Below are 25,212 nucleotides of genomic sequence, written 5' to 3'. Positions count from 1 at the left end.
AGGCGGGGAAGGAGTTGGCTAATGAATCTGTCCAGACGGCTGCTTTACGCATCGGACATTTGGGAAGTGGCCCGCCCCCGGACTGCCCTGACCGCCGGCCATCTCCTCATCCGGCTGAGCAACCCCGCCATCGCCTTCGATCTGCGTTCGGCCGCGGACTGGCTGTTGTGTGCCAGCGCCGCCCGCCGGGCCCTTGCCGAGGTGCTGGGCGCCACCGGCTTCGCCGTGGTTTTCGCGCACCAGTGGCACCCTATCGGCGCGGCGATCGGCGAACCGGAAGTGGAATCCTCCACGCCAACCTTCCACCTCTTCGGCCGCTGGGACGGTGAGACCGTCAGCCCCGGCGAGCAGTTGCGGCTTCCGGCACAGCGCCGGCTTCCGGTGTCCGCGGCTGAACGCATGAAGTACGACGACGGCCTCCGGGCTGCGCTGCGGCGCGCGGCTTTGGAGCGGGCTGCTTTGGAGCGGGCTGCTGCCGTCCCGGAACCTGTGGCCGGACAGGAACACGCCGTCGAGCAGGCGGGGGTGCTGCCTCCGGTCCTGTCCTGGTCACCGGAACCCAACGCCGGCCCGCTGCACACCATGCTCGCAACGGATTCCGGCAGCCCGCAGATCGGGCCCGCGGACCTGCTGGCGGCCGCCGCTGCCCTGCCAGGGCTGACGGCGCGGCTGGGAGTGGGCGGGGTCAGCTGCGTAGCCGCCGACGCCGCGGGTCCCCGGCTGGAGATCCATGCCCTGGGCCGATCGGTGGGCGAACCGGTCAATCCGCTGGAACTGCTGCTCGAACTTCCGGAGGTTAGCCACGCCTTATTGTGATCAAGTCATAATAAGTGTTTCAATGGAGCCATGACGGAAAACTTTGACGGCCACGACGCATGGGCTGCTGCCCTGCGTGCCCACGGCCGCCGGGTGACCAAGCAGCGGCTCGCCGTGCTGGCCGCCGTCGAACACCACCCGCATTCCCCCGCGGAGAGCATCCTGGCCGCCGCGCGCGCCGAGCTCCCCGAACTGACTGCACAGTCCGTCTATGTTGTCCTCGGTGATCTGACGGACCTGCACATGCTGCGCCGCTTTGAGCCGCCGCATTCCCCTGCCCTGTATGAGACCCGCGTCGGCGACAACCACCACCACGCCATCTGCATCAGCTGCGGCCGCGTGGAGGACGTGGAGTGCGCCGTCGGGCATGCCCCCTGCCTCACCCCGCACTGGGATGAGAACGCCAAGCCGATGACCATCCAGATCGCAGATGTCATGTACCAGGGCATCTGCCAGGACTGCCAGCAGTCCCAACAACTTCCTTCTGAACGTCCTTCCCAAGTAACCGAGAAATAGGAGAACAATTGACTGCCATTTCAACCACCCAGTCAGGTGCGCCCGTCACGTCCGACGCACATTCCCAGGCCGTCGGTGCCGACGGCGCCATCATCCTCACTGACCACTACCTGATCGAGAAGCTGGCCCAGTTCAACCGCGAGCGTGTGCCGGAGCGTGTAGTGCACGCCAAGGGCGGCGGCGCTTTCGGCACGTTCAAGACCACCACGGACGTCTCCAAGTACACCAAGGCCGCGTTCCTGCAGCCGGGTGTTGAGACCGAGATGCTGATCCGCTTCTCCTCCGTCGCCGGCGAGGCCGGTTCCCCAGACACCTGGCGCGATCCCCGCGGTTTCGCCGTCAAGTTCTACACCTCCGAGGGCAACTACGACCTCGTGGGCAACAACACCCCCGTCTTCTTCATCCGCGACGGCATCAAGTTCCCGGACTTCATCCACTCCCAGAAGCGGCTCCCGGGCACGCACCTGCGCGACGCCGACATGCAGTGGGACTTCTGGACCCTGTCCCCCGAGTCCGCGCACCAGGTCACCTGGCTCATGGGCGACCGCGGCCTGCCGGCTTCCTGGCGTGAAATGCAGGGCTACGGCTCGCACACCTACCAGTGGATCAACGCCGAGGGCGAGCGTTTCTGGGTCAAGTACCACTTCAAGTCCAACCAGGGCGTCAAGTCCATCACCGGCGACCAGGCTGAAGAGCTCGCCGGCTCGGACGCTGACTTCTACATCCGCGACCTCTCCGAAAACATCGCGGCCGGCAACTTCCCGTCCTGGGAGCTGCACGTCCAGGTCATGCCCTACGAGGATGCCAAGACGTACCGCTTCAACCCGTTCGATCTGACCAAGGTCTGGCCGCACGCTGATTACCCGCTGATCCACGTGGGCACCATGGAGCTGACCAAGAACCCGGAAAACTACTTCGCGCAGATCGAGCAGGCCACCTTCGCGCCCTCGAACTTCGTGCCGGGCATCGCTGCTTCGCCGGACAAGATGCTGCAGGCCCGCATCTTCTCCTACGCCGACGCACACCGTTACCGCGTGGGCACCAACCACGCCCAGATCCCCGTGAACCTGCCCAAGAACCAGGTCAACAACTACAGCCAGGACGGCGCCGGGCGCTACCACTTCAACGCCCCGTCCGTTCCGGTCTACGCCCCCAACTCCGTGGGTGGCCCCGCCGCCCTGGAGCCGGCCTCCCCCGCCGGCGGCTGGGAGAACGACGGCGAGCTCACGCTCTCCGCGCACTCGCTGCACGCTGAGGACGGCGACTTCGGCCAGGCCGGCACGCTGTACCGCGAGGTGTTCGACGACGGCGCCAAGGCCCGTCTGCTGGACACCATCACCGGTGCGGTGGGCGGCGTGAAGACCGCCGAGATCAAGGAACGCGCCATCCAGTACTGGACCAACGTTGACGCCGAGCTCGGCGCCAAGCTGCGCGCCAACCTGGGCACCGCTGCTGCTGCCGATTCCGACGCCGAGGCAGCCAACAAGATCGGCTGACTCGCTCTTCCGGATAAAACCGAAACACCCCGCCACGGATTCTTCGTGGCGGGGTGTTTCGCTGAGTGCCGGATTCCTATGCGGTTGCCGAACCCGCCGACGCCGGGCGGTGGCCCTTCTTGGCGATCTGGATCTGTTCGTAGACGTGGTGCCGGAGTTCGGTGAAGCGCGGCAGGGCCCGGGTGTTGAGCTGGTCGCGTTCTTCCGGAAGGTCAATGACGATGTCTTCCTGAATCACTGTGGGTGAGGACGAGAGAATGATGACGCGTTCCCCGAGGTAGACGGATTCGTCGATGTCGTGCGTCACGAAAAGAACCGTGATCCCAAGCTTCTTCCACACGGCGCGAATCAGGTCCTCGAGGTCCGCACGGGTCTGGGCGTCCACGGCGGCAAACGGCTCGTCCATCAGGAGCACTTCAGGCTGGTAGGCGATGGCACGGGCGATTGCCACGCGCTGCTGCATGCCGCCGGAAAGCTGCCAGGGGTAGGAGCGCGGGACGTGGGACAGTCCCACGGCTTCGAGGGCCTCGTCCACCAGCCGGTCACGTTCGGCTTTCGGCACACCTTGGTTCTTGAGCGGCAGCTCCACATTTTCCCTGACACGCATCCAGGGAAACAGGGACCTGCCGTACTCCTGAAAGACCACGGCCATCTTCTTTGGCGGCCCGGATACGCGTTTTCCGTCCAACAGCACCTCGCCGTCGGTAGGGGTCATCAGTCCTGAGATGCACTTCAGCAGCGTTGTCTTGCCGGAACCGGACGGGCCCACCAGGCAGGCCATTTCGCCGGCGCGCAGATCGAAGGTCAGGTTGCGCACTGCCTCAACGTCGCCGCCGTCGGTCTGGTACACCTTCTTCAGGCCGCGGACGGAGAGCATGGCCTCCGGCAGGGTCTTCCCGGACGGCGGTGTCTTCCCGGCTGGCGGTGTCTTCCCGGCTGGCGGTGTCTTCCCGGCTGGCGCCGGGGTTGCGTCAGGCTGCATTTTCTACCTCTTTCTGGCCGTGGTACCAGCGCAGGATATTCCGCTCGGCCCACTGGAAGATGAACGACATCGCCACGCCCAGCAGGCCAAGCACCACAATGCCGGACCACATTTCCGGGATGGCGAATGACCGCTGGAACTGGACAATGGTGAAGCCAAGCCCCGAGGACGAGGCGAACATTTCGGAGATGACCATCAGGATCAGCCCCAGGGATAAGGACTGACGCACGCCTGCCATGATCTGCGGACTGGCCGAAGGCAACACGAGATACCGGATCCGGGCCCAGCCGTCGATGCCGTAGGTGTGGGCTGAATCCGAAAGCACACCGTCCACGGCGCGGACCCCTTCGATGGTGTTCAGCAGGACCGGCCAGACGCAGCCGGAGATGATGACCGCGATCTTCATGCCGTCGGTGATGCCCATCAGCAGGATCAGGACCGGGACCAGGACGGGCGGCGGGATGGCGCGGAAGAATTCAAGTGTCGGTTCCAGCAGGGCACGGAGCCACTTCACTGATCCGATGAGGACGCCGCCGACAACGCCGATGATGATGGCCGCGACAACGCCGATCAGGAGCCTGCCGATGCTGGGCAGCACATCAGAGAAGAAGCGGGGACCGAACCAGACCTCCCCGAACTTACCGGCCAGCGTGGCCGGAGTGGGGACGAAGAAGTTGACCGCCCCGAGGGTTGAGGCCCACCAGAGCAGGACCAGCAGGACGGGCAGGGCAAGGACGTAGCCGAAGGTTTTCAGGGTTTTCACACGATCACCTCGGAACGGACGGAGGCGTGCCAGGACAGCGTCTTCTTCTCGATGAGGCGCATCAGGGCATTAATCAGCACGCCGATCAGGCCGGTGGCAAGCACCAGGGCATACATGCCCGAGATGGCGCCGCCCGACTGGGCGAGGGCGATTTCGCGGCCGAGGCCGGGTGACCCGATCACCAGTTCGGCCGTGATGGCCAGCACCAGCGCCACCGTGGCAGCCAGCCGGACACCGGTCATCAGGAAGGGAAGCGCGGTGGGAAATACAACGTAGCGGATCCTCGCCATCCGGCCCAGGCCGTAGGATTTGGCGGTGTTGTTGGCCACCATGTCAACATCGGCCACCCCGTAGAGGACCTGGATCAGGACCTGCCAGAAGGCTGCATAGGTGATGAGCATGAGGGACGATTCAATCTTCACACCAAAGAGCAGCACCGCGAGCGGAATCAGCGCCACCGAAGGGATGGGCCGCAGGAACTCCACGGTGGAGTTGGTGGCCTTGCGCAGGAAGCCGCTGGAGCCGATGACGAATCCCAGGAGCACGGCAAGTACGACAGCAATGATCAGGCCAAGGAACCAGGCCATCATGGTTTCGCCGACCGCGACCCAGAACAACGTCAGGCCGAAGTCCTGAACCAGCGCCACAATGACCTCGCTGGCCGGCGGGAGGAAGCGTTCATTGATGATTCCCAGCCGCGGAATGAGTTCCCAGGTGCCCAGGAATCCCACGATCCCGGCGAGGCCGAGCAGTTGTTTTACCGGTAGCCCGCGGACGGACCGGCGGTCCCGCCCCACACTGGGGACCGGACCGCCGGAGGTTGGAGCGTCTGCACTCACGGAAGGAGGTCGCCTGCGCTCGGTGCCTTAGTCAGCGTGCCGTACTTGGCGGCAGCGTCGCCGAGGGTTTTGAAGGCGTTCTGGTCGAACTCCACGCGGTAGCGCGGCAGGAGCATCTTGGCGCGGGTGGCTTCGTCGATCTTGGTGTAGGTGCCCACGATGTCGCGGACCTCCTGCGGGTGCTCCTGGGCGTACTCAAGGGACTTGTTCATGGCGCGGGTGAACTTCGCGGTCAGCTCGGCCTTGCTCTTGATGGTGTCTGCCTTGGTGAAGTATCCAGCGATATCCAGTTCCGGGCTCATTTCGACAAAGTTCGAAGAAACGATCGTGCCGCCTTCGGACACAGCTTTGGAAAGGAAGGGTTCCAGGATCCACGCAGCATCCACCTGCTTGTTGGCCAGGGCCGCCGGTGCATCCGGGAAGGCCACCTCAACAAATTTCACGCTGCCGGGATCGCCTCCGTCCTTTTCGATGACCGACTTGATGGTGGTGTCACCGATGTTGGAGAGGTTGTTCACCGATACGGTCTTGCCTGCTAGGTCCTTTGCGGACTTGATACTCGACCCTGCCGGGGCGACAACACCCCCAATATCCTTGCCCTTTTCACCCGTGGTGGATGCACCGTTGGCGACAAACTTCAGGTCCAGGCCCTTGTCCTTTGCAACCATGATCGAAATCAGGTTGGAAAACGCAAAGTCGAAGCTGCCACTGACAACGCCCGGGACGATTGCGGCGCCGCCGGTGGCCGTCTGGATGTCCAGCTGCAGGCCCTCATCCTTGAAGAATCCCTGCTTGTCGCCCAGGTAGATCGGTGCGCAGTCCACGATCGGGATCACACCCACGCTGACTTTGGTCAGTTCAGTGCTGCCGGTGGCCCCTGCGGTGGACGTGCCGCCTCCGGGGGAACTCGGTGAACCGGATCCACAGGCGGACAGGCCCAGGACGGATGCTGCAGCGAGCGCAGCGATAACAGTACGACGATTCATGTCACTCCTTTGTGCACTGGCTGGGAGCAACGGTGCCCCCAAGCCGACTTCTGTTCGCAGTCCGAACAGACGTTCACATAAAAGCTTCTGTCACTGGACGTTGAAGCGTCAACGAGATCCGCCCATTGTTACCCTCATGATACGTAAGCGATCACATGGTGGACAGGGGTCCAATTTGTACGGGTCCGGGGATTGAAAACTGCGCTATCCACATACGCGCCATGGGCACTGGCTGGAGCTCCCGGCGGTCCCTAGGATCACACCATGACTACTTTCCAAGGCATTCCCCCAGGGGCTTTCACGTTCTACGCGGAGCTTGAGGACAACAACAACCGCGAATGGTGGCTGGAGCACAAGGACAGCTACGTCAGCCTGGTCCGGGACCCGCTGACCGCGCTCCTGGCGGATCTGGAACCGCGGTTCGGACCGGCGAAGATCTTCCGGCCCAACCGGGACGTCAGGTTCTCGCAGGACAAATCGCCCTACAAGACGGCCCAGGGTGCCTTTGCTTCGTCGCAGGAGGGGGTGGGGTACTACCTTCAGGTCAGTGCGGACGGGCTGTTGGTGGGCGGCGGATACCATTCCCACACTCCTGCGCAGCTGGCCCGGTTCCGGAACTCTGTTGATGCGTCCGGGACCGGCGAAACCCTTCGGCAGATTGTGGACGGCGTAGCGGCTGCCGGCTTCACGGTGGAGGGCGAGAAGCTCAAGACCGTGCCGCGCGGTTATGAGCGGGACCATCCGCGGGCGGAACTGCTCAAGCACAAATCGCTGTCCGCGGGCGTCGAGCTGGGGCTGCCGGAGTGGGCATCCTCGCCGGCCGCGGTTGGGGAGGTTGCGGCGCTTTGGGACAAACTGCGGCCGCTCGTGGACTGGGTGGGCCGGCACGCGGCACCGTGAAAGCAAAAGGCAACGCGGGGTCATTCCCGGCCCAATTCCGGGGATGGAATGAGCGCGGAATGACCCCGCGTTGCCTTATGGCATGCGGATGTCCGGGTACCAGACCCTGGTGTCACACACGGATGTTAGACGCGGGTGAGCTCGTCGTCGGCGGAGTCCGGCGTGGTTTGAACGCCGGAGCGGTTTACTGCATCATTCGCCTCGGCGAACTTCTCGTTCAGGCGGGAATGCCGCTGGCCGTAAGCAAAGTAGATTGCGATTCCGATCACCAGCCAGCCGGAGAAGAAGATCCAGGTCTCCACGGCGAGGTTCGTCATCAGGTACAGGCACAGCAGTGCCGAAACCACGGGGAGGACCTTGCCGAAAGGAACCCGGAAGGAGGGCTTCAGGTCCGGACGCTTCTTGCGGAGCACCAGGATGCCCAGGCTCACCACCACAAACGCGGAGAGTGTGCCGATGTTGATCATTTCCTCCAGCAGGTCCACGTTGGTCAGGCCGGCCACCAGGGCCACCAGCGCACAGCAGATGATCTGGAGGCGGACCGGCGTCGAACGCTTTTCGCTGGTCTTGGACAGGGCCCGCGGCAGGAGTCCGTCGCGGCTCATGGCGAGCACCACACGGGAGAGTCCCATCAGGAGCACCATGATCACGGTGGTGAGGCCAATGAGTGAGCCGAAGGCGATCACCTTGGCGGCGGTGGTGTTGCCCACGGCTTCGAAGGCTGTGGTGAGGGTGGGGTTCTCTGCTGCGGCGAGGTCGGTGTAGGACACCATGCCGGTCAGCGCGAGGGAGACCAGGATGTAGAGCACTGTCACCACTGCGAGGCCGCCGAAGATGCCGCGGGGCAGGGTCTTCTGCGGGTTCTTAACTTCCTCGGCGGACGTGGCCACGACGTCGAAGCCGATGAACGCGAAGAAGACAAGGGCCGCACCGGCGAAGATGCCAAGGGTGCCGTACTGGGCGGGGGCTGCGCCGGTGAGGAAGCCGAAGAACGACTGCTTGAGGACATCAGCGGTGCCGCCGGCGGTCGGTTCAGCCGTCGGGATGAAGGGGCTGTAGTTCTCGAACTTCACGTAGGTGAAGCCCACCACGATCACGAACAGCACAACGCCGATCTTGACCAGCGTGAAGATGTTTCCCACCCGGGCGGAGAGCTTGGTGCCGAGCACCAGGAGCACGGTGAAGATGGCAACGATCAGGAACGCGCCCCAGTACAGGTCCACGCCGCCGATGGACAGTGCCGGCGGGACGTCCGCCCCCATCAGTGCGAACACCTTGCTGAGGTAGATTCCCCAGTATTTGGCGATCACGGCCGCGGCGGTGAACAGCTCCAGGATGAGGTTCCAGCCGATGATCCAGGCGAGGAGCTCGCCCATGGTGGCGTACGTGAAGACGTAGGCGGACCCGGCCACCGGGATGGCGGTAGCGAATTCGGCGTAGCACATGATGGCCAGCGCACACGTGACGGCGGCGATCGCGAAGGAGAGGGTCACCGCCGGGCCGGAGAAGTTGGCAGCGGCCTTGGCGCCGACCGAGAAGATTCCGGCGCCAACAGCAACGGCGACGCCCATGATCATCAGGTCCCAGGTGCTGAGGGAGCGCTTGAGCTTGCGTCCGGGTTCGTCGGCGTCGGCGATGGACTGCTCGATGGATTTTGTCCGGAGAAGGTTCATAAGAAGTTCCACAATCCTGATTGTGTTGGAAACAGACTTATCAACTTTACGGTCCATCCACTGGACGGTCCCAATTGTCCCGCATGGTGAGACAGCCCTTATGCCGAAGATAATTGTGGGAAACGCCTTGGGGCCCTCCATATCGGAGGGCCCCAAGGTCAATGCACCGAACCGGCTAGACGGGCCAGTCCATCAGTGTGGACCGGATGAGGAAGCGTTTGCCTTCCGGCGCCTCGACCGAAAACCCGCTCCCCCGCCCCGGAACCACGTCAACTGCAAGGTGGGTGTGGCTCCAGTAGTTGAACTGCTCCCGCGACATCCAGAACTCGAGCGGTTGCGGCTCGATACCCTCCGAAATATCGAACAGTCCCAGCAGTACGTCCGAATCCCCGGTAATGAACTCCCCCGCGGGGTAGCACATGGGCGAGGATCCATCGCAGCAGCCGCCTGACTGGTGGAACATCAGAGGGCCGTGCTGGAGCCACAGTTTCCGCAGCAGGTCCACGGACTGCGCGGTGAGCGCCACCCGGGAAAAGTCCTCCCCGGGGAGCGTCACAGCGGCGTCGAGCCTTTGCTGGGGCATCAGAACCTCAGCACCACACGGCCGTCGATCTTGGCGTGCTTCATCTCGTCCAGGACGGCGTTGACTTCGCCCAGTTCGCGGACCGAGACCGTGGGGTGGATCTTGCCCTGGGCGTAAAAGTCCAGGGCTTCCTCAAGGTCCTGCCGGGTGCCCACGATTGAGCCTCGGACGGTCAGGCCCTTGAGCACAATCTCGAAGATGGGCGCCGGGAAGTCGCCCGGCGGCAGGCCGTTGAACACAATCGTCCCGCCCCGGCGTGCCATGCAGATGGCCTGGCCAAAGGCTGACGGGTGCACTGCTGTGACCAGGACGCCATGGCAACCTCCGGTTTCGCGCTGGATGACTTCTGCTGGATCTTCATGCAGGGCATTGACCGTCAGTTCGGCGCCGTGCGCTTTGGCAAGGGCCAGCTTGTCGTCGGCAATGTCCACGGCGGCAACCCGGAGGCCCATGGCTACGGCGTACTGCACCGCGATATGCCCCAGCCCGCCGATACCGGAGATGGTGACCCACTGTCCCGGCTTGGCTTCGGTCATTTTCAGGCCCTTGTAGACCGTGACGCCGGCGCACAGCACAGGGGCGATCTCCACCGGATCCGAGCCGGCCGGGATCCTGGCCGCAAACCGGGAATCCACCAGCATGTACTCGCCGAACGACCCGTCTACGCTGTAGCCGGCATTCTTCTGCACCTCGCAGAGCGTCTCCCAGCCGGTGCGGCAGTACTGGCAGTCGCCGCAGGCGGACCAGAGCCAGGCATTGCCCACCAGAGCACCGACGGCGAGGTCGGTGACGCCTTCGCCGAGGGCAACCACTTCGCCCACTCCCTCGTGGCCGGGGATGAAGGGCGGCGACGGCTTGACGGGCCAGTCACCCGCGGCCGCGTGCAGATCGGTGTGGCAGACGCCGGTGGTGATGACCTTGACCAGCGCCTCCCCTGGCCCCGGGGTGGGGATGGCGAGTTCCTGGATCTGGAGGTCCTTGCCGAATTCGGTTACTACTGCTGCTTGCATTGTCGTCGTCATTGGCGAAATCCTTGCGTTGGTGTAGTGATCGTGAAGGGGGGGCGGCCATGAGACCGCCCCCACCCGAAGCAGGGCCTAGAAGAATCCGAGCTTGTTTTCGTTGTAGCTGACCAGCAGGTTCTTGGTCTGCTGGTAGTGGTCCAGCATCATGGAGTGGTTCTCACGTCCGATGCCTGAGGACTTGTAGCCGCCGAACGCGGCGCCGGCCGGGTAGGCGTGGTAGTTATTGACCCAGACGCGGCCGGCCTGGATTTCGCGGCCCGCGCGGTAGGCCACGTTGCCGTTGCGGGACCAGACGCCGGCACCGAGGCCGTACAGGGTGTCGTTGGCGATGCCCATGGCGTCGCTGTAGTCGCTGAACTTTGTCACCGAAACCACGGGGCCGAAGATCTCCTCCTGGAAGATCCGCATCTTATTGTGGCCCTCGAAGATGGTGGGCTGGACGTAGTAGCCGCCTGCCAGGTCGCCAGGCAGTTCTGCTCGGGCACCGCCGGTGAGCAGTTTGGCGCCTTCCTGCTTGCCGATGTCGATGTAGGAGAGGATCTTTTCCAGCTGGTCGTTCGAGGCCTGGGCACCCACCTGGGTTTCGGTGTCGAGCGGGTTGCCCTGGATCATCTTTTCCACCCGGGCCACGGCGTCCGCCATGAAGGACTCGTAGATGTCCTCCTGGACCAGGGCGCGTGACGGGCAGGTGCACACCTCGCCCTGGTTGAAGGCGAACAGCGCGAAGCCTTCCTGGGCCTTGTCGTAGAAGGCATCGGACGTGTCAGCAGCAACATCGTTGAAGAAGATGTTCGGGCTCTTGCCGCCCAGTTCGAGCGTGACGGGAATGAGGTTCTGGCTGGCGTACTGGCTGATCAGCCGGCCGGTGGTGGTTTCACCGGTGAAGGCGATCTTGCGGATCCGCGGGCTGGACGCGAGGGGCTTGCCGGCCTCGACGCCGAAGCCGTTGACCACGTTCAGGACACCGGCGGGGAGCAGGTCGCCGATGAGTTCCATCAGGACCAGGATGGACGACGGCGTCTGCTCGGCCGGCTTGAGGACCACGGCGTTGCCGGCTGCGAGCGCCGGGGCGAGCTTCCAGACGGCCATCAGGATGGGGAAGTTCCACGGGATGATCTGGCCCACGACGCCGAGCGGCTCGTGGTAGTGGTAGGCGGTGGTGTCGTCGTCGAGCTGCGACAGCCGGCCTTCCTGGGCACGGACAGCGGAGGCGAAGTAGCGGAAGTGGTCCGCGGCGAGCGGCATGTCCGCGTTCAGGGTTTCGCGGATGGGCTTGCCGTTGTCCCAGGATTCGGCGACGGCCAGCATTTCGAGGTTCTCGTCGATCCGGTCTGCGATCTTGTTCAGGATGGCTGCGCGCTCGGCCACTGAGGTCTTGCCCCAGGACGGTGCAATCTTGTGCGCGGCGTCCAGGGCCAGTTCAATGTCCTCCGCTGTTCCCCGGGCAACTTCACAGAAAGCCTTGCCGGTAACGGGGGTGATGTTCTCGAAGTACTGCCCCTTGACGGGGGCAACCCATTCGCCGCCGATGTAATTTTCGTAGCGGTCCTTAAACGTGACCTTCGAACCCTCGGTACCGGGCTGGGCGTAAACAGTCATTGCTAGCTCCTTTGCTGTGCATGAGGCGGCGCCTGATACAGCGGCCGCCGTTGCATTCAGCGTAGGAGTGGGAAGGTTGCAATCAGGTTGCGCCGGAGTGAGCCAGCTCACAGACGATACAGCATGGGGCCACGCCTGCCGGGTTCCCTGGCCGAGCTTGCGAGGTTAGGGAGCAGGTGGGGAGCTCAGTTCAGCTTCCAGCCGCTCGAGATCGGCGACGACGGCGGCCCGTTTGGGTGAGCGCTGCGGCAGGAGTTTCAGGGCGGCAAGCCGCACCCCGACGTCGTCCCGTGCCTCCGGGAGTTCCGCATACTTGAGCAGGGTCTCGGCGCTGCCGTCGGTCAGCACGGCCTCACGCATCAGCGATGACACACGGCCGCGGAGGTCGATGACGCCGGGCGCCTCGGACTTGGGCAGCAGGGCGCCGCGGTAGATCTCGAGGGCGATGCGGTGGGCGCCGCGCTGCAGGCAGCTGAGCACCTGGCCGCTGTCCGGGACCAGGTCCATGCTGAGCTTGTAGGGCCGGGATCCGGGGACGGCGGCCGGGTTGAGCTGCTGGAGGACTTTGCGGAGCCTGACCATTTCGGCCCGGAGGGTCATGGTGGAGCCGTCGCCGGGATAGAGCAGGACGCAGAGCTCCTCGGCGCTCAATCCGTCCTGGTGGGCGCTGAGCAGAGCCAGGATTTCGCTGTGCCGGGCCGAGAGTGCCACGGTTTTGCCCTCGATGCTGAGCAGGGCCTGGTCGCGGCCCAGCAGCTGGAGGCTGTTGCGGTAGAGGCTGCCTTCCTTCGCACCCGAACCGGCCCGGGCGGAGCCGGCACGCGCAGAACCCGTACCCAAAGCGGTGCCGCTGTTCCGCCGTCGTGTTGGCCCGCTGGCGAGGGTCGCCGCGAGCTGGAGCCGTTCGACGCGGAGCTGCGCCTGGGCGGCGGCAACGGTTGCTTCGACAAGGGACAGGGTGTGCGGCGCCACCGCAGTGGCCGTTCCGGTAATGTCCACCACTCCGAGCAGCGCCCCGGAATCCGGATCATGGAACGGTACCGCTGTGCAGCTCCAGGGGTGCACGGAGCGCTGGTAGTGCTCCGCCCCGGAGATCTGGATGCCGCGGCCCAGCGCAAGGGCCGTTCCGGGGGCGCTGGTGCCCACGGTGGCCTCGGACCAGTCGGCACCTGGGACGAACATCATCCCTTCGGCGCGGCGCTGCATGCCGGGATCGCCTTCCACCCAGAGCAACCTGCCCACCTCATCGCCCACGGCCACCAGGAGCCCGCTGTCATGGCTGGGCTGGACCAGCAGTTTATGGATTACCGGCATGATGCTGGCGAGCGGGTGCTGCCGCCGGTACTCCTCAAGCTCGTCCTTGTCCATGGCAAGCGGTGCCTCGGTATTGTCCGGATTGGCCTTGAGGCTGGCGGACCGTTGCCAGGATTCCCTGATCAGTTTCCGCAGGCCGGGTATTTCCTGGGCGGCCGGGAACAGCATGCCGCCGGCGTCCAGGTGCTCATGGCCGGCCAGGGCGGCGGACTGCAGCCGCCGCTGGGCCTCGACGCCAAGGGCCGCAGAATCGATCAGGTTCGTCATCGAACTCCCACTTTGTACTGCCCGCCGGCACGTACTTGCTCAGGTGTGGAGGACAGTCTATCCGGCCGGCCTCGGACTCGCCTCCGTGCCCGCCGCCGCCGATTCTCCTAAGCTGTCTTATATGAAGGTATTGGTTACCGGCGGCGCCGGCTACATCGGATCGCACACTACGCTCTGTCTCCTCGAAGAAGGGCATGAGGTGGTGGTGCTCGACAACTTGATGAATTCGAATCGTGAATCCCTCCGCAGGGTGGAGCAACTGACCGGAAGGACTGTCGATTTCCGCAACCTGGACCTCCTTGATGCACAGGCAGTCGATCAGCTTTTCCAGGAGGGTGGCTTCGAAGCGGTTATCCACTTCGCCGGGCTGAAGGCCGTGGGGGAATCTGTCGAAAAACCGCTCTGGTACTACAAGAACAACATCGTGGGCACCCTGAACCTTCTGCACAGCATGGACGCCCACGGGGTCCGCCAGCTGGTTTTCAGCTCATCAGCCACCGTCTACGGGGCGTCCGAGGACGTGCCCCTGACCGAAAAGGCTCCGCTGGATGCCACCAACCCGTACGGCAGGACCAAGGAACAGATCGAGGACATCCTGACCGATCTGGGCGCAGCTGACCCGAGCTGGAGCATCGCCCTGCTCCGCTACTTCAACCCGGTGGGCGCCCACGAATCCGGCCTCATCGGCGAAGACCCCAGCGGCGTCCCCAACAACCTGCTGCCGTTTGTGGCCCAGGTGGCTGTGGGCCGCCGGGAGAAGGTCATGGTGTTCGGCAATGACTACTCCACCGCCGACGGTACCGGCGTCCGCGACTACATCCATGTCATGGACCTGGCTGCCGGCCACCTCGCCGCACTGGGGTACCTCGCGAACACCAAGGGTGTGTTCCGGTGGAACCTCGGCACCGGCAAGGGTTCATCTGTCCTGGAGGTTATCGAGGCGTTCGGTGCCGTGGTTGGCCGTCCCATCCCCTACGAAATCACCGGCCGGCGCCCTGGCGACGCAGCCGTCAGCTACGCTGACCCGTCTGCTGCGCTGGCCGATCTGAGCTGGTCCGCGCACCGGGATCTCCACCAGATGTGCCAGGACCATTGGCGTTGGCAGGAGGGCAACCCCCTCGGCTACGGCGGTTAGCTGCAGCGGTTAGCTACGGCAGCGCCGCCAGGTGAGGCTAGCCCCGGGAGATCCTGATCATGTCTTCCCGGGGCACAACCTTGATGCGTTCCCGGACCACTGCTTCCTCGGCGTCCTGCGCCACCCATTCGGCGCCGAGGGCAGCCTCATGGGCGTCGAGCTTGATCCAGCCTTCCCACGTGGTGTATTCGATCCCGCGGTCTTCGAGGAGATTAATGATGGCCTGCGGATCCGGGTTCTCGGCAGGCGGCAGCTGAAGGCGGTCCTCGAGCAGGAACCCGATGGTCTCCAGCGCATCGCCCTTGGTATGGCCGATCAGTCCTACCGGTCCGCGCTTGATCCAGCCGGTGGCGTAGATGCCGGGAACGGGATTGCCCGCGGCGTCCAGGACCCGCCCGCCTTCATTGGGGATCACCCCGCGCCTGGCGTCGTATTCCAGCTCGTCCAGCGGTGAGCCGTGGTAGCCGATGGCGCGGTACACGGCCTGAACCGGGTAGTCCACAAACTCGCCGGTCCCCTTGACGTTGCCGGTGCCGTCCAGTTCCATGCGCTCGAACTTGATGCCGGCCACCTGGCCGGACCCGCCGTCGTCGTATATTTCCACGGGGCTGTGCAGGAAGTGCAGGTGCAGGCGCCGGCTGGAGGGCTGCTCGGCCTCGGTGTGTTCCTCCACCAGCCAGTTGGTGAGGGTGTTCACCATGGTCTTGATCTGGTTGTTGCTGCGGATGGCGTCATCGGAGGCTTCGTCGAATTCGAAGTCCTCCGGGTACAGGACGATGTCCACGTCCTTCATATGGCTCAGCTCGCGCAGCTCCAGCGGGGTGAACTTCACCTGCGCGGGGCCGCGGCGGCCGAAGACGTGGACGTCGGTGACCGGGGAGTTTTTCAGGCCCTGGTAGACGTTGTCCGGGATTTCGGTGCTGAGCAGTTCATCGGCGTGCTTAACCAGCATCCGCGCAACATCGAGGGCCACGTTCCCGTTGCCGATCACGGCGATTTCCTTGGCGTCCAGCGGCCAGTCGCGGGGCACGTCCGGGTGGCCGTCATACCACGAGACGAAGTCCGCTCCGCCGAAGGAACCCTGCAGCTCGATGCCCGGGATGGGCAGGTCCGCGTCCTTGATGGCCCCGGTGGAGAAGATCACGGCGTCGTAGAAGGCCCGGAAATCGTGCAGCGTGAGGTCCCGGCCGTAGGTGACATTGCCCAGGAAGCGGATGTCGCCGCGGTCCAGGACCTTGTGCAGGGCGTTCACGATGCCCTTGATCCGGGGATGGTCCGGGGCAACACCGTAACGGATCAGGCCATACGGCGCGGGGTATGCCTCAAACAGGTCAATGCTGACCTCGAAGTCACCGTCTTTGACACCGTTGGATTTGGTGAGGATGTCCGCCGCATAAACTCCCGCCGGGCCCGCGCCCACAATGGCAACGCGGAGCGGACGCTTGGAGGTGGATTCGCCTGGGTTGGACACCGGGAGCCCTTCATCGTGGGGAGGTTGCGCCGGGGAGCGCACAGTGCGGGGTGCGCACAATGTCCCATTCTAATTGTCCGCAGGCCGTACAGGGTGAGCCGTGACGCCAGGGCTCAGCCGCTTTTCTCCAGCGGGACCACGTCACCTTCGCGGTACAGCAGAGCCCGGAGTTCGGACTCTGCGGAGTCCACCCTCTTGGGGTCAATGGTCTCTCCGGAGGAGAAGTGGTCCAGCACGCGGGGGTCCACGTAGCTTTTGCGGGCAATGGTGGGGGTGTTCCCCAGGACCTCGGCGGCGTCCTGCATGGCCCGGCTGATGGCCCTCTTCCGCTTGGCGGTGGTCCGCTGGGTGCCGGTCTGTGCCAGGCTGGCCGCGGCGGAGACTGTTCCGTGCAGGGTGCGGAAATCCTTCGCCGTGAAGTCCGAGCCCGTCTGCTCCTTGACGTAGGCGTTGATGTCCGCGCTGGTGACGGGACGCCAGTTCCGGCCCTCCTTGTAGGCCAGGAGCCGGGCATTGCCACCCCTCCGTTTGAGCCCGCGCACCAGGGCGGCGAGATCGGCGTCGCGGATTTCCGATTCCCAGTCCTTGCCGCTTTTGGCCGGGAACCTCAGCAGGATGCTGTCCTTGCGCACCTGGACGTGGGCACACAGCAGGGTGGCCAGCCCATGGCTGCCGTTTTCGTTGGTGTACCGCTCAGAACCCACACGGAGTGATCCGCTGTCCAGCATCCGGAACGCCCCGGCCAGCACCCGCTCCCGGGAGAATCCCTCGCCGCGCAGGTCAATGGTGACCTTTCGGCGGGCGGCCGGCAGGGATTCCGCCAGCTGGAGGGACCTGTCGAACTTCAGCCGGTCCTTCCGCTCACGCCATTCAGGATGGTAGATGTACTGGCGCCGGCCGACGGCGTCCAGCCCCGTGGCCTGGATGTGGCCGTTCTCAAACGGGGCAATCCACACGTCCGTCCAGGCAGGCGGGATGCCAATGCTTTCCAACCGCTCCCGGATGGGGCCCGGCGGCAGCGTGGAGCCGTCCAGGTCCCGGTAGCTGAAGCCCTTGCCGGCAGGCACCCGGCGGTAGCCCCGGCCGGAGGCGTTGCTGCGCCGCAGTCTCATGGTGCGGCCATGGTCAGACGTGTCATAAAAGCAAGCCTACTGACTATCCGGCGGAATAGGCCCCTGGAGCATGATGTTATGGAAGACGTGCCTACTCCCCACGGACCCGACTCCCCCACAGCGGCCACCGCTGCCACCGCGCCGCCGGCAACGGCCGGGCAGGCGGGGACCGGGGCATCCGGCGCCGGCGCCCCCGGACTGAAGGCCGGCGCCCCCGGACTGAAGGCCGTGGATAAAGAGACGACGGCGGGAATCATCTTCGGCTTCGGAGCGTACGGCCTGTGGGGGCTGCTTCCGTTGTACTTCTTTGCGCTGATGCCGGCCGGGGCGGTGGAGATAGTGGCCAACCGTGTGGTGTGGTCGCTGGTCTTCTGCGCTGTCCTGATCACTGTCACCCGGTCCTGGCGGGCGCTGGCCGCGGCGTTCCGCGACCGGTCCGTGTTTTGGACCCTGACCCTGGCGGCAGCCCTCATCGCCGTCAACTGGCTGACCTACACGTACAGCGTGACCACCGGCCAGGCCGTCGAAGCGTCGCTGGGCTATTTCATCAACCCCCTGGTGTCCGTCCTCTTGGGCGTGTTCATCCTGAAGGAGAGGCTGCGGCTGCTCCAGTGGGCCGCCGTCGGCATCGGCTTTATTGCCGTGGGGGTGCTCGCGGTCAGCTATGGCAAGGTGCCGTGGATCGCCCTGACGCTGGCAGTCAGTTTCGGGCTGTACGGGTTCGTGAAGAAGCGGGTGGGGCCGAAGGCGGACGCGGTGACCAGCCTGAGCGTGGAGACCATGGTGCTTGCCCCGCTCGCAGCGGCCACCATGGTGTTCCTTGGCCTCACCGGTACGGCCACGCTGACCACGCAGGGTGCCGGGCATTTCTGGCTGTTGCTGGCCTCGGGTGTGCTTACGGCCGTGCCCCTGCTGTTCTTCGGCGCCTCCGCACGGCGCCTGCCGCTGACCACCATCGGCCTGCTGCAGTACGTGGCACCGGTGCTGCAGTTCATCGTGGCTTTGACGGTCTTCCAGGAAGCCATGACCACGGTGCGCTGGATCGGCTTCGGAGTTGTTTGGCTGGCGCTGCTGGTCCTCACGGTGGACATGCTCCGCGCCGCACGGAAGAACTCGCTGGCCAAACGGCAGGCGGGCTAGGGACGGCTATTCCCCCGTGACTTCCAGTTTGGCCGGCCAGTAGGACGGAAGGCTGTCATAGGGATTCGGCTCAACGTCGTCAGTCACGTAGATCTCGTTTGCCCCGGCCTGCCTGGCCCGGTCCACCACCTCATCGAGCCGGTCCTGGGGAACATCGCTGACAATGTGCCAGACCTCGGCGCTCGTCTGCGTGCGGAGCCACTCAGGGGGCTCCTTTGAGTCGAAGTAGTTCTCCATGGGATCCTCGTACGTCACAATGGCATCGGCGAATTCAAAGTAGCCCTGATCAGGGATGAGCCCAGGGTTAAGTACCGCGATCCCCCCGGATTCGTGGACCATGCCTACGTAGTCCGCATAGGTGCCGAGCTCCTCCGGAACCGCTGCAGCCTCGTCCAAAAAGATGTTGTCGACGCCGTACCACTCCCGCCAGCGATCGATGTCCTGGCTGACCTCCGCCGCGTCCCGCTCGCCCCACCCCGTCATGACGTAGCCCACCACCCGGACTCCCGCTTCACGCAGGGCCCCGATCAGCTGGACATGCCGCTCGGACGCCGCCGTCCCGGGGCCGTTGTGGGGGTTAACGATCACATCGCGGACCCGTGGCGCGGCCTCACCCACAGCGTTCCAAAAATCCGAATTCTTCGGGTCAACGTAGGCGGGAATGGCGACGTACAGCTCGCCTTCCGCGGCCGGCGGGAACCGGGTGGGGGGAGCGGTGTCGCCCAGCCAGCAACCGGCCAGGACGCACAGCATGGCGGTCGCCAGTACGGCGACCGCCATGCGAAGACGAAGTGCAGCCGGTCTCACTGTCCGTCCGCCAGCACAGTAGGCGGCCTGATCAGGACGTTGTCCTTGCAGCTGTAGACGGGGTCAGTGAGGTGGAAGGCATCGATCGGATAGCCCCGAAGGGCGGCCAGAACCTGTGCCGTCAGAGCGTCTGCCTGCCGAAGGTCCCGGCTCGTGGCTGTCTCGTAGAGGGTGATTCCCAGACGCGCTTTGTGCTCCGCCATCTTCGCCAGCTTCGGCTTGTATGTTGCCGGGGACAGGAACCGGCCGTCGGACAGCACGTCGTTCTCGCCAAGATAGCCGTCCCCCGGGCCCATGGTGGCCGAGCGGGCCAGGACGTCGTCAGGACTCCAGGCGTTAGCCAGCACGCTCAACCCCAGCGAGTGCGCGTACCGCACCACGGCATCAAACCTGGCCCGGGTCACCCCGTAGTCAGCGCCGGCACAATCGAGCAGCACGCCCTGGCTGCCAAGCCGGTGCCACGCGTCGAGCCGCCCGCGGATTTCCTGGAGGGAAAGGTTCGGCTCCCCGTCGCCCACACCGACGCTGACGTACCCGTACGGGACTCCCCCGCGCGCAGCAACCCCCGCCATGATCGGGACGGCCAGGGGATCTCCTTCTTCGGTAACGGTGTCGTCACCGAACACCACCATCCCGTAGCCATCGAACGCGGCGACGGCACGGGCCACTTTTCCGTGCGCGCCGTTCACGTAGCTTGGCCAGCCGTAGTAGATCGCAAAGGGCCGGACCGCCGGGGCGTTCGCCGTGGCGGCCCCGGCGCCCAGGCCGTGCGCCTGGCCCTGCGCCTGGGACGGCTCGTGGGCCGGCGGTTGACGCGCGCCGAACTTCCAGAGCTTCATTTCGAGACCAGCTGCAGTTCGTCGCCGCCGGCGTAGTCGAAGGCGCCCAAACGGACCGTTTCCTGGCCGGTGGGGGTGATTTCCAGGGTCCCGGTGCCCTTGGCCGCGTAAGGGGGCAGTTCCAGCGTGGCTGTGCCGCCGGTGGGGGCCGCCGTCGTTTCACCCAGCACCACGCCCTGCCCGTTGACCAGCCTCACGCCGGCGCCGTCCGGCAGACCGCTCAGCCGCAAGTGGTCGTCCTTGGCCACCCAGAAGTCCTGGAAGGAGGACATGAAGGGCGTCTGTACTGCCTGGACTTCCAGGTATGGCTGGAACGGTGCCTGGATTTGCAGCTTGAGCTCCTCGGAATGGAAGACCTGTTCCTCGCCGAACCAGACCGTCAGCGTGTTCCGCCCGTCTGTGCGGAGCGTGACGTCCAGGGTGTCCGGCTCATCCAACGAAGGTTGGGTGCCCCAGTAGTAGATAAACTCGGCATTCCGTACGTGCCCGTGCATGTACCCCACCCGCCAGGACGTCATCCCGGCCGTGCTGTCTGCGGAAATCACGATGAAGTTGATCAGCCCGGTGATCTTGGTGGACGCCGTTTGGACAGCAAAGACCGCTTGCCCCACCTTCGTGGGCTCCTGGACCTGCCCCGGCTGCTTCGACATCCGCACATGGAAGATGCTGGTCTCCGGATAGGCATCATGGGTGACCGCAAAGTACCCCTTGTGGCGCTCGGATTCCGGGGCCGGGTTGGCCCCCACTTCGAGGCCGTTATCAGTGGCGCGCACGAACGCCCGGCCAGGATCGCTGTCCCCATTGAACTCGTACGTGTCCTGCAGGTCACGGCTGGAGATGGCTTTATTGAAGGGATCGTGGATGAGGGTGCCTTCGGTGATCCGCAGCAGTTGCCACTGCCCGGACGAGGCGATGGGCGCAGGGTCCTCCCCTGCGCGGACGACGGCGATCCCGCCGCCGGCGGTCAGCACGAGGGCGGCGGCGGCCGCCAGCAAGGTTGTGGACATCTTCATCAGAATGCCCTGAAGTAACTGAGGTCGAACCGGCGGAACATACGGTGCGCGGCCACCGTTGTGGCGATGGCGAAGATCGCGGAACCTGCGATCAGCCCGGTGATTGAACCAAACATGTCATCCCATTCCCATGCGAGTATGAGCCCCAAAGACAAGGACACTGCTGCTCCAAGCCACACGAGGGTAGCTGGCAGGCGCGCGCGGCCAAGACTGAACAACTGCCCGGTGTTGAAGGCTCCAATGCCCAACAACAGGTAGCCGATCAAGGATCCGGCGTACACTTCGCGGGCCTGTTGCAGGTGCACGGTGAGCAGGCTCACGGTGGCCAGCCAGTCTGTGGCGAACCACAGCAGGCCACCGCTCCCCAGCCCCACCAGCAGTGTGATCACGAGGTGCTTGCGGTAGAAGTGGAGCAGGGCCCGGTTGATCCCTGCGCTGCCCGAGACCCGGTGCCGTTTCATCTCACGCCGCACGGTAGCGGGCAGCAGGTAGCCTGCGGCGATCGCGTACGTGAGGGTGGGGACGAGGATCAGCAGACCGGTCCCGACACCAACCTGGTAGAGCCCGTTGTAGTTGAACACCCCCATCCACAAGCCTCCCGCGATCAGCTGATCGACCACCAGGAGCACAAAGAAGCCCGTACCGTAGGCCCAGTAGGGACGTACCGAACGGGCCACCGGGACGAGCCGTGGCGGAAGGACGTGCAGGTTGTCCGTGGACGGGTCCTCGGCCCCGGCCGGGGGTGCGGCCAACCTCCGCAGGACACCGACATCGAACAGCACTGCCACAACCACCGCGGTCCACAAGGCAGCGAACTGCACCCATTGGGCCGTGTAAAGGTTGATGTAGTCCCCGTTGATGATCCACAACCCGCCGACGATGGCAACCAGCCCGCCGGCGCCGGCAGAGATCACAATTTCACGCAGCGCCTTGGCGAGGTACAGGGGCGAGAAGGCCAGCAACAGGCTCCCGATGGAAATCCCGAAGAACAGGAACGAGAGGTTCGAGGCGGGCGTGTATGCCTGCAGCACATACTCCAGGATCAGGTAGCCGCCGCCAATGACCACCAGCAGTGCCAGCAGCCCCCCGCCCAGCGCCCACCGCAGTGCCCAGCGCAGCAGGAGTGAGTTGTGCTGCAGGGAATAGAACAGCCCCCTGCGTGCGAACGCCTGCATGAACCCGCCGGTCACAATCAGCGCAGCGAACAACGCCAGGCTGACGGTGGTGGAAAACATTTGCGGGGTGATGGTGGACCAGAAGGACACCCGGGCAATGACCAGGGCAAGGACTGCGATAATCCAGGGTGCCGAGTAAAGCAGCGACTTCGCAAGCAGTGACAGGCTCATCCGGTGGGGCCCGGGCGGTGGTTCCGCGACGTGGTCAATAGTGCCGACCGGCGGCTCATCCACGGGCCCGCCGAAAAGCGGCAGGAGCAGCATCACTTTTTCGGCGAGTTCGAAGACGTCACGGCAGCCCAGCTCCCGGGCCCGCTCGTCACTGTAGCCCAGGGTGGCGAGGATCACGGCCACTTCGAAGGCGTCCTGCGCCTGGCGGGTCCGGCCTGCTACGGACCGCGCCTCGGCCTGGAGGTCCGGGCCCAGCTCGTCCTGCTCAAGGGTGAAATCGGCGAGGACCGCGTCCTCAGGCAACGTAGTCACGGACAACTCCTTGGTAGAGGGCCCCGTACGCCTCAAGGAAGCGCTCCTGGGAGAACAGACTGACAGCGCGCTCCCGGAACTCCTTGCCAATGGCCTCGCGTTCTTCGTGGGACTTCCGGAAGAGGGAGATCACTGCACCCGCCAGCGCCGGCGCATTCTGCGGCTCCACCAGCAGTTCCGGACGGTTCAGTGCTTCAGGAACGCCGCCCACCGCCGTCGCCACCACCGGACGGCCGGTGCACATCGCCTCCACCACGGTGTAGGGGAAGCCCTCGGAGACCGAGCAGAGCACCACAACGTCCGATTCCTGATAGGCGCGGACCGGGTCATTGGTGGGCCCCTCGAACACAACGTTATCCTCGAGCTTCATCGCTGCCACGGCCAGCCTGCAGCGCTCGGCGTAGCGGCGGTCGTCGTCCGGACCATAGATGCGCAGGAGAATATCCGGAACCTCCCTGCGGATGATGTTCAGCGCGGTGATGAGCCCCAGCACGTCCTTGAGCGGCTCGATCCGCCCCACGTACGCGATGGTCGGCCTGCTCAGCTCAACCGCCCGCGGGGCAAAGTCCTCTGGGTTGACGCCGTTGTAGACCACCCGCAGCCTGTCCGGATCAGCACCCAGCTGGTATTCCCACCTGGTGTTGTATTCGCAGACCGGCAGGACGACGTCCGCGTGCATGTAGGCGCAGCGGGCTATGGCCCGGTAAAGATTGCCGAGCAGAACCTTCCGCAGGAGCGGTGTATCGTCCCGGACCAGGGCAAGAACGCGTTCGCGCACGTAGACCCCGTGCTCGGTCAGGAGCAACGGAACGCCGTTGTGCAGTTTGGCGGCGAGCGCGGGCAGTGCGCAGAGTGCCGCACCCGAGGAATGCGCCAGGTCCACTTCGGGGAGGGGAACTGCCAGGGGCGTGAGGTAGCGGTAGAGCGAACGTGCAAAGTCGATGGCGTCGGCCATCGAGATGTCGCTGAGGAGCGGATGTTCGCCCAGCCGGGTCCGGACCAGTTGCCAGCACCGGGGATCGCGCAGCGCCTCATGCAGATCGTTGTTTTCGCAGAACTCTGCGATATCGGCGATTGCAGCCCCAAGATCCCGGGGGTCCCGGGATTCCAACAGGTTCCGGACCACTTCCTCGTAGGCCGGCAGGAGCAGGTCTGTGAGGGCCCGCTTCCGTGACCGTCCCCGCAGCACGCTCCGTCGCCGGATGTCCGCTGACGGCCGGATGTACTCCTGGACCTTCTCCGTCCCCCATAAGGGAATGGGTACCACGCGGGTGTTGGCCGGCACGTTGAAGGCGGGAGCGACGGCGGGGTTCCCGATGACCGCTGCCACCACAAACTCGTGGTCGGGCAAGCCGGTGACCAGCTCATGCGCCCACGTGGACACGCCTCCCTGGAAATAGGGATAGGTCCCCTCGGTTGTCAGCAAAATCCTCATGTCGCAGCCGTCACGCTTGCGTCGAATCGGCGTGTGGGGTCCACCTTCCGGGCCTGCTCGATGCACCATGCTGCCCGGTCCAGCTGCTGCAGCTGGAGGAAGCACTTTGCCGCTGAAATCCATGCCTGGTTGGTCGCGTCCGCGGTGAGCCCGCTGCGCTTGGCTGCCTGCATGTAGGACGCGGCGGCCTGGGCCAGCAGTTGGTCGCCCTGCTCCGCCAGTCCTTGGAGCCGGGCCTGCTCGGCGGCCGTCCGGAACGCGATGGCGGCGCGTCCGTGGCTACTTTGCCTTGACCGTGCCTCTGCTTCGCGCACGAAGCAGGCGATGGCCCGCTCGTGGTTACCGGAACGGGCAGCCGTCCGGCCCTCGTCCCACATGTCCGCTCCGGGGCTGAAAACCAGATCGTCCGGTTCGAGGACGGTATCCGGCGGCGACGCCGGCATTTCGCCGGCCTGGGAAGCGCGACGGCCGGAGTAGCGGTGCCTGTCCGCAGAAGAAGTCCTCGCAGCGATGGCGCCGCCCCTCCCATCCTCAGCTTCTGTGGACAACTGAGTCATGGTTTCTCTCCTCGGATTGGAGGTGGTTCGGAGCCTATTCATAGCCGCCGGTGTCATCACCGTACGTGCCGCCTGTATTGGCCAACACGAGTATCCAGTACTCTAAAAAGTTCTTTGGGAGTACTTACGCATTGGGCCCAAAATCGACTAGGGGGTTAGGTAGCCCCTAGTCCAAGTTAGGTAGCCCTGTCAATCCCTTGAACTGACCGCTTTAGGGCAAAAAAGGGCAGCACCCCTGATAAGGTGCTGCCCTCAATTTTGTTGCCTGGATTGGCGCCTATGCCGC

The 25,212-nt window shown here is 64.8% G+C and carries 23 protein-coding genes; 6 read left to right on the top strand and 17 right to left on the bottom strand.

From position 1 onward, the window contains the following. Positions 1-21: 21 nt before the first annotated feature. The 3 genes from ACP7AX_RS09455 to ACP7AX_RS09445 are packed head-to-tail and all read left to right on the top strand — an operon-like array spanning position 22 to position 2,828. Positions 22-816, top strand: a complete 795-nt coding sequence (locus tag ACP7AX_RS09455; RefSeq protein ID WP_426226244.1) for a hypothetical protein — start codon at positions 22-24, stop codon at positions 814-816. Between the two features lie 30 nt (positions 817-846). Next, positions 847-1,332 carry a Fur family transcriptional regulator gene (locus ACP7AX_RS09450; protein WP_426226243.1) on the top strand — a complete coding sequence of 162 codons (486 nt, stop codon included), beginning with the start codon at positions 847-849 and terminating at the stop codon, positions 1,330-1,332. A gap of 8 nt (positions 1,333-1,340) precedes the next feature. Then, positions 1,341-2,828, top strand: a complete 1,488-nt coding sequence (locus tag ACP7AX_RS09445) for a catalase (RefSeq protein WP_131683631.1) — start codon at positions 1,341-1,343, stop codon at positions 2,826-2,828. A gap of 76 nt (positions 2,829-2,904) precedes the next feature. Here the strand turns inward: ACP7AX_RS09445 and ACP7AX_RS09440 are convergent, their stop codons facing one another. From ACP7AX_RS09440 to ACP7AX_RS09425, 4 genes are read right to left on the bottom strand one after another with little or no spacing between them, the layout of a single operon-like run. Beyond that, a complete protein-coding gene (locus ACP7AX_RS09440) occupies positions 2,905-3,810 on the bottom strand; it encodes an ABC transporter ATP-binding protein (RefSeq protein ID WP_426226242.1) in 906 nt (301 codons plus the stop codon). Further along, the gene (locus tag ACP7AX_RS09435) at positions 3,800-4,573 is read right to left on the bottom strand and encodes an ABC transporter permease subunit (protein ID WP_131683632.1); all 774 of its coding nucleotides are present in this window, start codon (positions 4,571-4,573) and stop codon (positions 3,800-3,802) included. Before ACP7AX_RS09435 ends, ACP7AX_RS09440 begins: the two co-directional genes overlap by 11 nt. Continuing rightward, the gene (locus ACP7AX_RS09430) at positions 4,570-5,370 is read right to left on the bottom strand and encodes an ABC transporter permease (protein ID WP_426226336.1); all 801 of its coding nucleotides are present in this window, start codon (positions 5,368-5,370) and stop codon (positions 4,570-4,572) included. The genes ACP7AX_RS09435 and ACP7AX_RS09430 overlap by 4 nt, the downstream gene beginning before the upstream one ends. Positions 5,371-5,408: 38 nt before the next feature. After that, the gene (locus ACP7AX_RS09425) at positions 5,409-6,398 is read right to left on the bottom strand and encodes an ABC transporter substrate-binding protein (protein WP_426226241.1); all 990 of its coding nucleotides are present in this window, start codon (positions 6,396-6,398) and stop codon (positions 5,409-5,411) included. 264 nt (positions 6,399-6,662) lie between these two features. On the opposite strand from ACP7AX_RS09425, the gene ACP7AX_RS09420 reads away from it, so the two are divergent. Further along, positions 6,663-7,298, top strand: coding sequence for a DUF2461 domain-containing protein (locus tag ACP7AX_RS09420; protein ID WP_426226240.1), 636 nt, complete (start codon positions 6,663-6,665; stop codon positions 7,296-7,298). Between the two features lie 125 nt (positions 7,299-7,423). Here ACP7AX_RS09420 and ACP7AX_RS09415 read toward each other — a convergent pair whose 3' ends face one another. The 5 genes from ACP7AX_RS09415 to ACP7AX_RS09395 form a co-directional block, all read right to left on the bottom strand. After that, on the bottom strand, positions 7,424-8,971 hold the full coding sequence (locus ACP7AX_RS09415) for an APC family permease (RefSeq protein ID WP_426226335.1): 1,548 nt from the start codon (positions 8,969-8,971) through the stop codon (positions 7,424-7,426). A 175-nt stretch (positions 8,972-9,146) separates the two neighbouring features. After that, on the bottom strand, positions 9,147-9,554 hold the full coding sequence (locus tag ACP7AX_RS09410) for a DUF779 domain-containing protein (protein WP_131683636.1): 408 nt from the start codon (positions 9,552-9,554) through the stop codon (positions 9,147-9,149). Continuing rightward, positions 9,554-10,576 (bottom strand): alcohol dehydrogenase AdhP, encoded by a 1,023-nt coding sequence (adhP, locus tag ACP7AX_RS09405; protein ID WP_426226239.1) that lies wholly within the window; start codon positions 10,574-10,576, stop codon positions 9,554-9,556. Before adhP ends, ACP7AX_RS09410 begins: the two co-directional genes overlap by 1 nt. Before the next feature lie 75 nt (positions 10,577-10,651). Next, positions 10,652-12,178, bottom strand: coding sequence for an acetaldehyde dehydrogenase ExaC (gene exaC, locus ACP7AX_RS09400; RefSeq protein WP_426226238.1), 1,527 nt, complete (start codon positions 12,176-12,178; stop codon positions 10,652-10,654). A 165-nt stretch (positions 12,179-12,343) separates the two neighbouring features. After that, a complete protein-coding gene (locus tag ACP7AX_RS09395) occupies positions 12,344-13,759 on the bottom strand; it encodes a GAF domain-containing protein (protein ID WP_426226237.1) in 1,416 nt (471 codons plus the stop codon). A gap of 121 nt (positions 13,760-13,880) precedes the next feature. On the opposite strand from ACP7AX_RS09395, the gene galE reads away from it, so the two are divergent. Continuing rightward, positions 13,881-14,894 carry a UDP-glucose 4-epimerase GalE gene (galE, locus tag ACP7AX_RS09390; RefSeq protein WP_426226236.1) on the top strand — a complete coding sequence of 338 codons (1,014 nt, stop codon included), beginning with the start codon at positions 13,881-13,883 and terminating at the stop codon, positions 14,892-14,894. A 37-nt stretch (positions 14,895-14,931) separates the two neighbouring features. On the opposite strand, the gene ACP7AX_RS09385 is transcribed toward galE, so the two are convergent. Together ACP7AX_RS09385 and ACP7AX_RS09380 are read right to left on the bottom strand one after the other, a co-directional pair. Beyond that, positions 14,932-16,365, bottom strand: coding sequence for an FAD-dependent oxidoreductase (locus ACP7AX_RS09385; protein ID WP_131683640.1), 1,434 nt, complete (start codon positions 16,363-16,365; stop codon positions 14,932-14,934). A 113-nt stretch (positions 16,366-16,478) separates the two neighbouring features. Beyond that, entirely contained in the window at positions 16,479-17,477 is a 999-nt protein-coding gene (locus ACP7AX_RS09380; protein ID WP_131683641.1) for a DNA topoisomerase IB, read from the bottom strand. A 78-nt stretch (positions 17,478-17,555) separates the two neighbouring features. Between ACP7AX_RS09380 and rarD the strand changes: the two genes are divergently transcribed. Further along, the gene (gene rarD, locus ACP7AX_RS09375) at positions 17,556-18,617 is read left to right on the top strand and encodes an EamA family transporter RarD (protein WP_131683642.1); all 1,062 of its coding nucleotides are present in this window, start codon (positions 17,556-17,558) and stop codon (positions 18,615-18,617) included. Positions 18,618-18,623: 6 nt separating this feature from the next. On the opposite strand, the gene ACP7AX_RS09370 is transcribed toward rarD, so the two are convergent. Genes ACP7AX_RS09370 through ACP7AX_RS09345 form a run of 6 tightly spaced genes read right to left on the bottom strand, consistent with a single transcriptional unit; the run spans position 18,624 to position 24,926 of the window. Continuing rightward, complete coding sequence (locus tag ACP7AX_RS09370) at positions 18,624-19,397, bottom strand: spherulation-specific family 4 protein (RefSeq protein ID WP_426226235.1); 774 nt, start codon at positions 19,395-19,397, stop codon at positions 18,624-18,626. A gap of 23 nt (positions 19,398-19,420) precedes the next feature. Beyond that, positions 19,421-20,263, bottom strand: a complete 843-nt coding sequence (locus ACP7AX_RS09365) for a hypothetical protein (RefSeq protein ID WP_426226234.1) — start codon at positions 20,261-20,263, stop codon at positions 19,421-19,423. After that, positions 20,260-21,270, bottom strand: a complete 1,011-nt coding sequence (locus ACP7AX_RS09360; protein WP_426226233.1) for a hypothetical protein — start codon at positions 21,268-21,270, stop codon at positions 20,260-20,262. Before ACP7AX_RS09360 ends, ACP7AX_RS09365 begins: the two co-directional genes overlap by 4 nt. Before the next feature lie 5 nt (positions 21,271-21,275). Next, on the bottom strand, positions 21,276-22,934 hold the full coding sequence (locus tag ACP7AX_RS09355; RefSeq protein WP_131683646.1) for a hypothetical protein: 1,659 nt from the start codon (positions 22,932-22,934) through the stop codon (positions 21,276-21,278). Next, positions 22,918-24,369, bottom strand: coding sequence for a GT4 family glycosyltransferase PelF (gene pelF, locus ACP7AX_RS09350; RefSeq protein WP_426226232.1), 1,452 nt, complete (start codon positions 24,367-24,369; stop codon positions 22,918-22,920). The genes ACP7AX_RS09355 and pelF overlap by 17 nt, the downstream gene beginning before the upstream one ends. After that, on the bottom strand, positions 24,366-24,926 hold the full coding sequence (locus tag ACP7AX_RS09345; protein WP_426226231.1) for a hypothetical protein: 561 nt from the start codon (positions 24,924-24,926) through the stop codon (positions 24,366-24,368). Before ACP7AX_RS09345 ends, pelF begins: the two co-directional genes overlap by 4 nt. Positions 24,927-25,212 lie beyond the last annotated feature (286 nt).

The sequence above is a fragment of the Pseudarthrobacter sp. DSP2-3-2b1 genome, from assembly GCF_049895945.1.
Classification (GTDB): Bacteria; Actinomycetota; Actinomycetes; order Actinomycetales; family Micrococcaceae; genus Arthrobacter.
The sequence above is the reverse complement of the archived record's forward strand: the minus strand, read 5'-3'. Positions and strand labels throughout refer to the sequence as shown.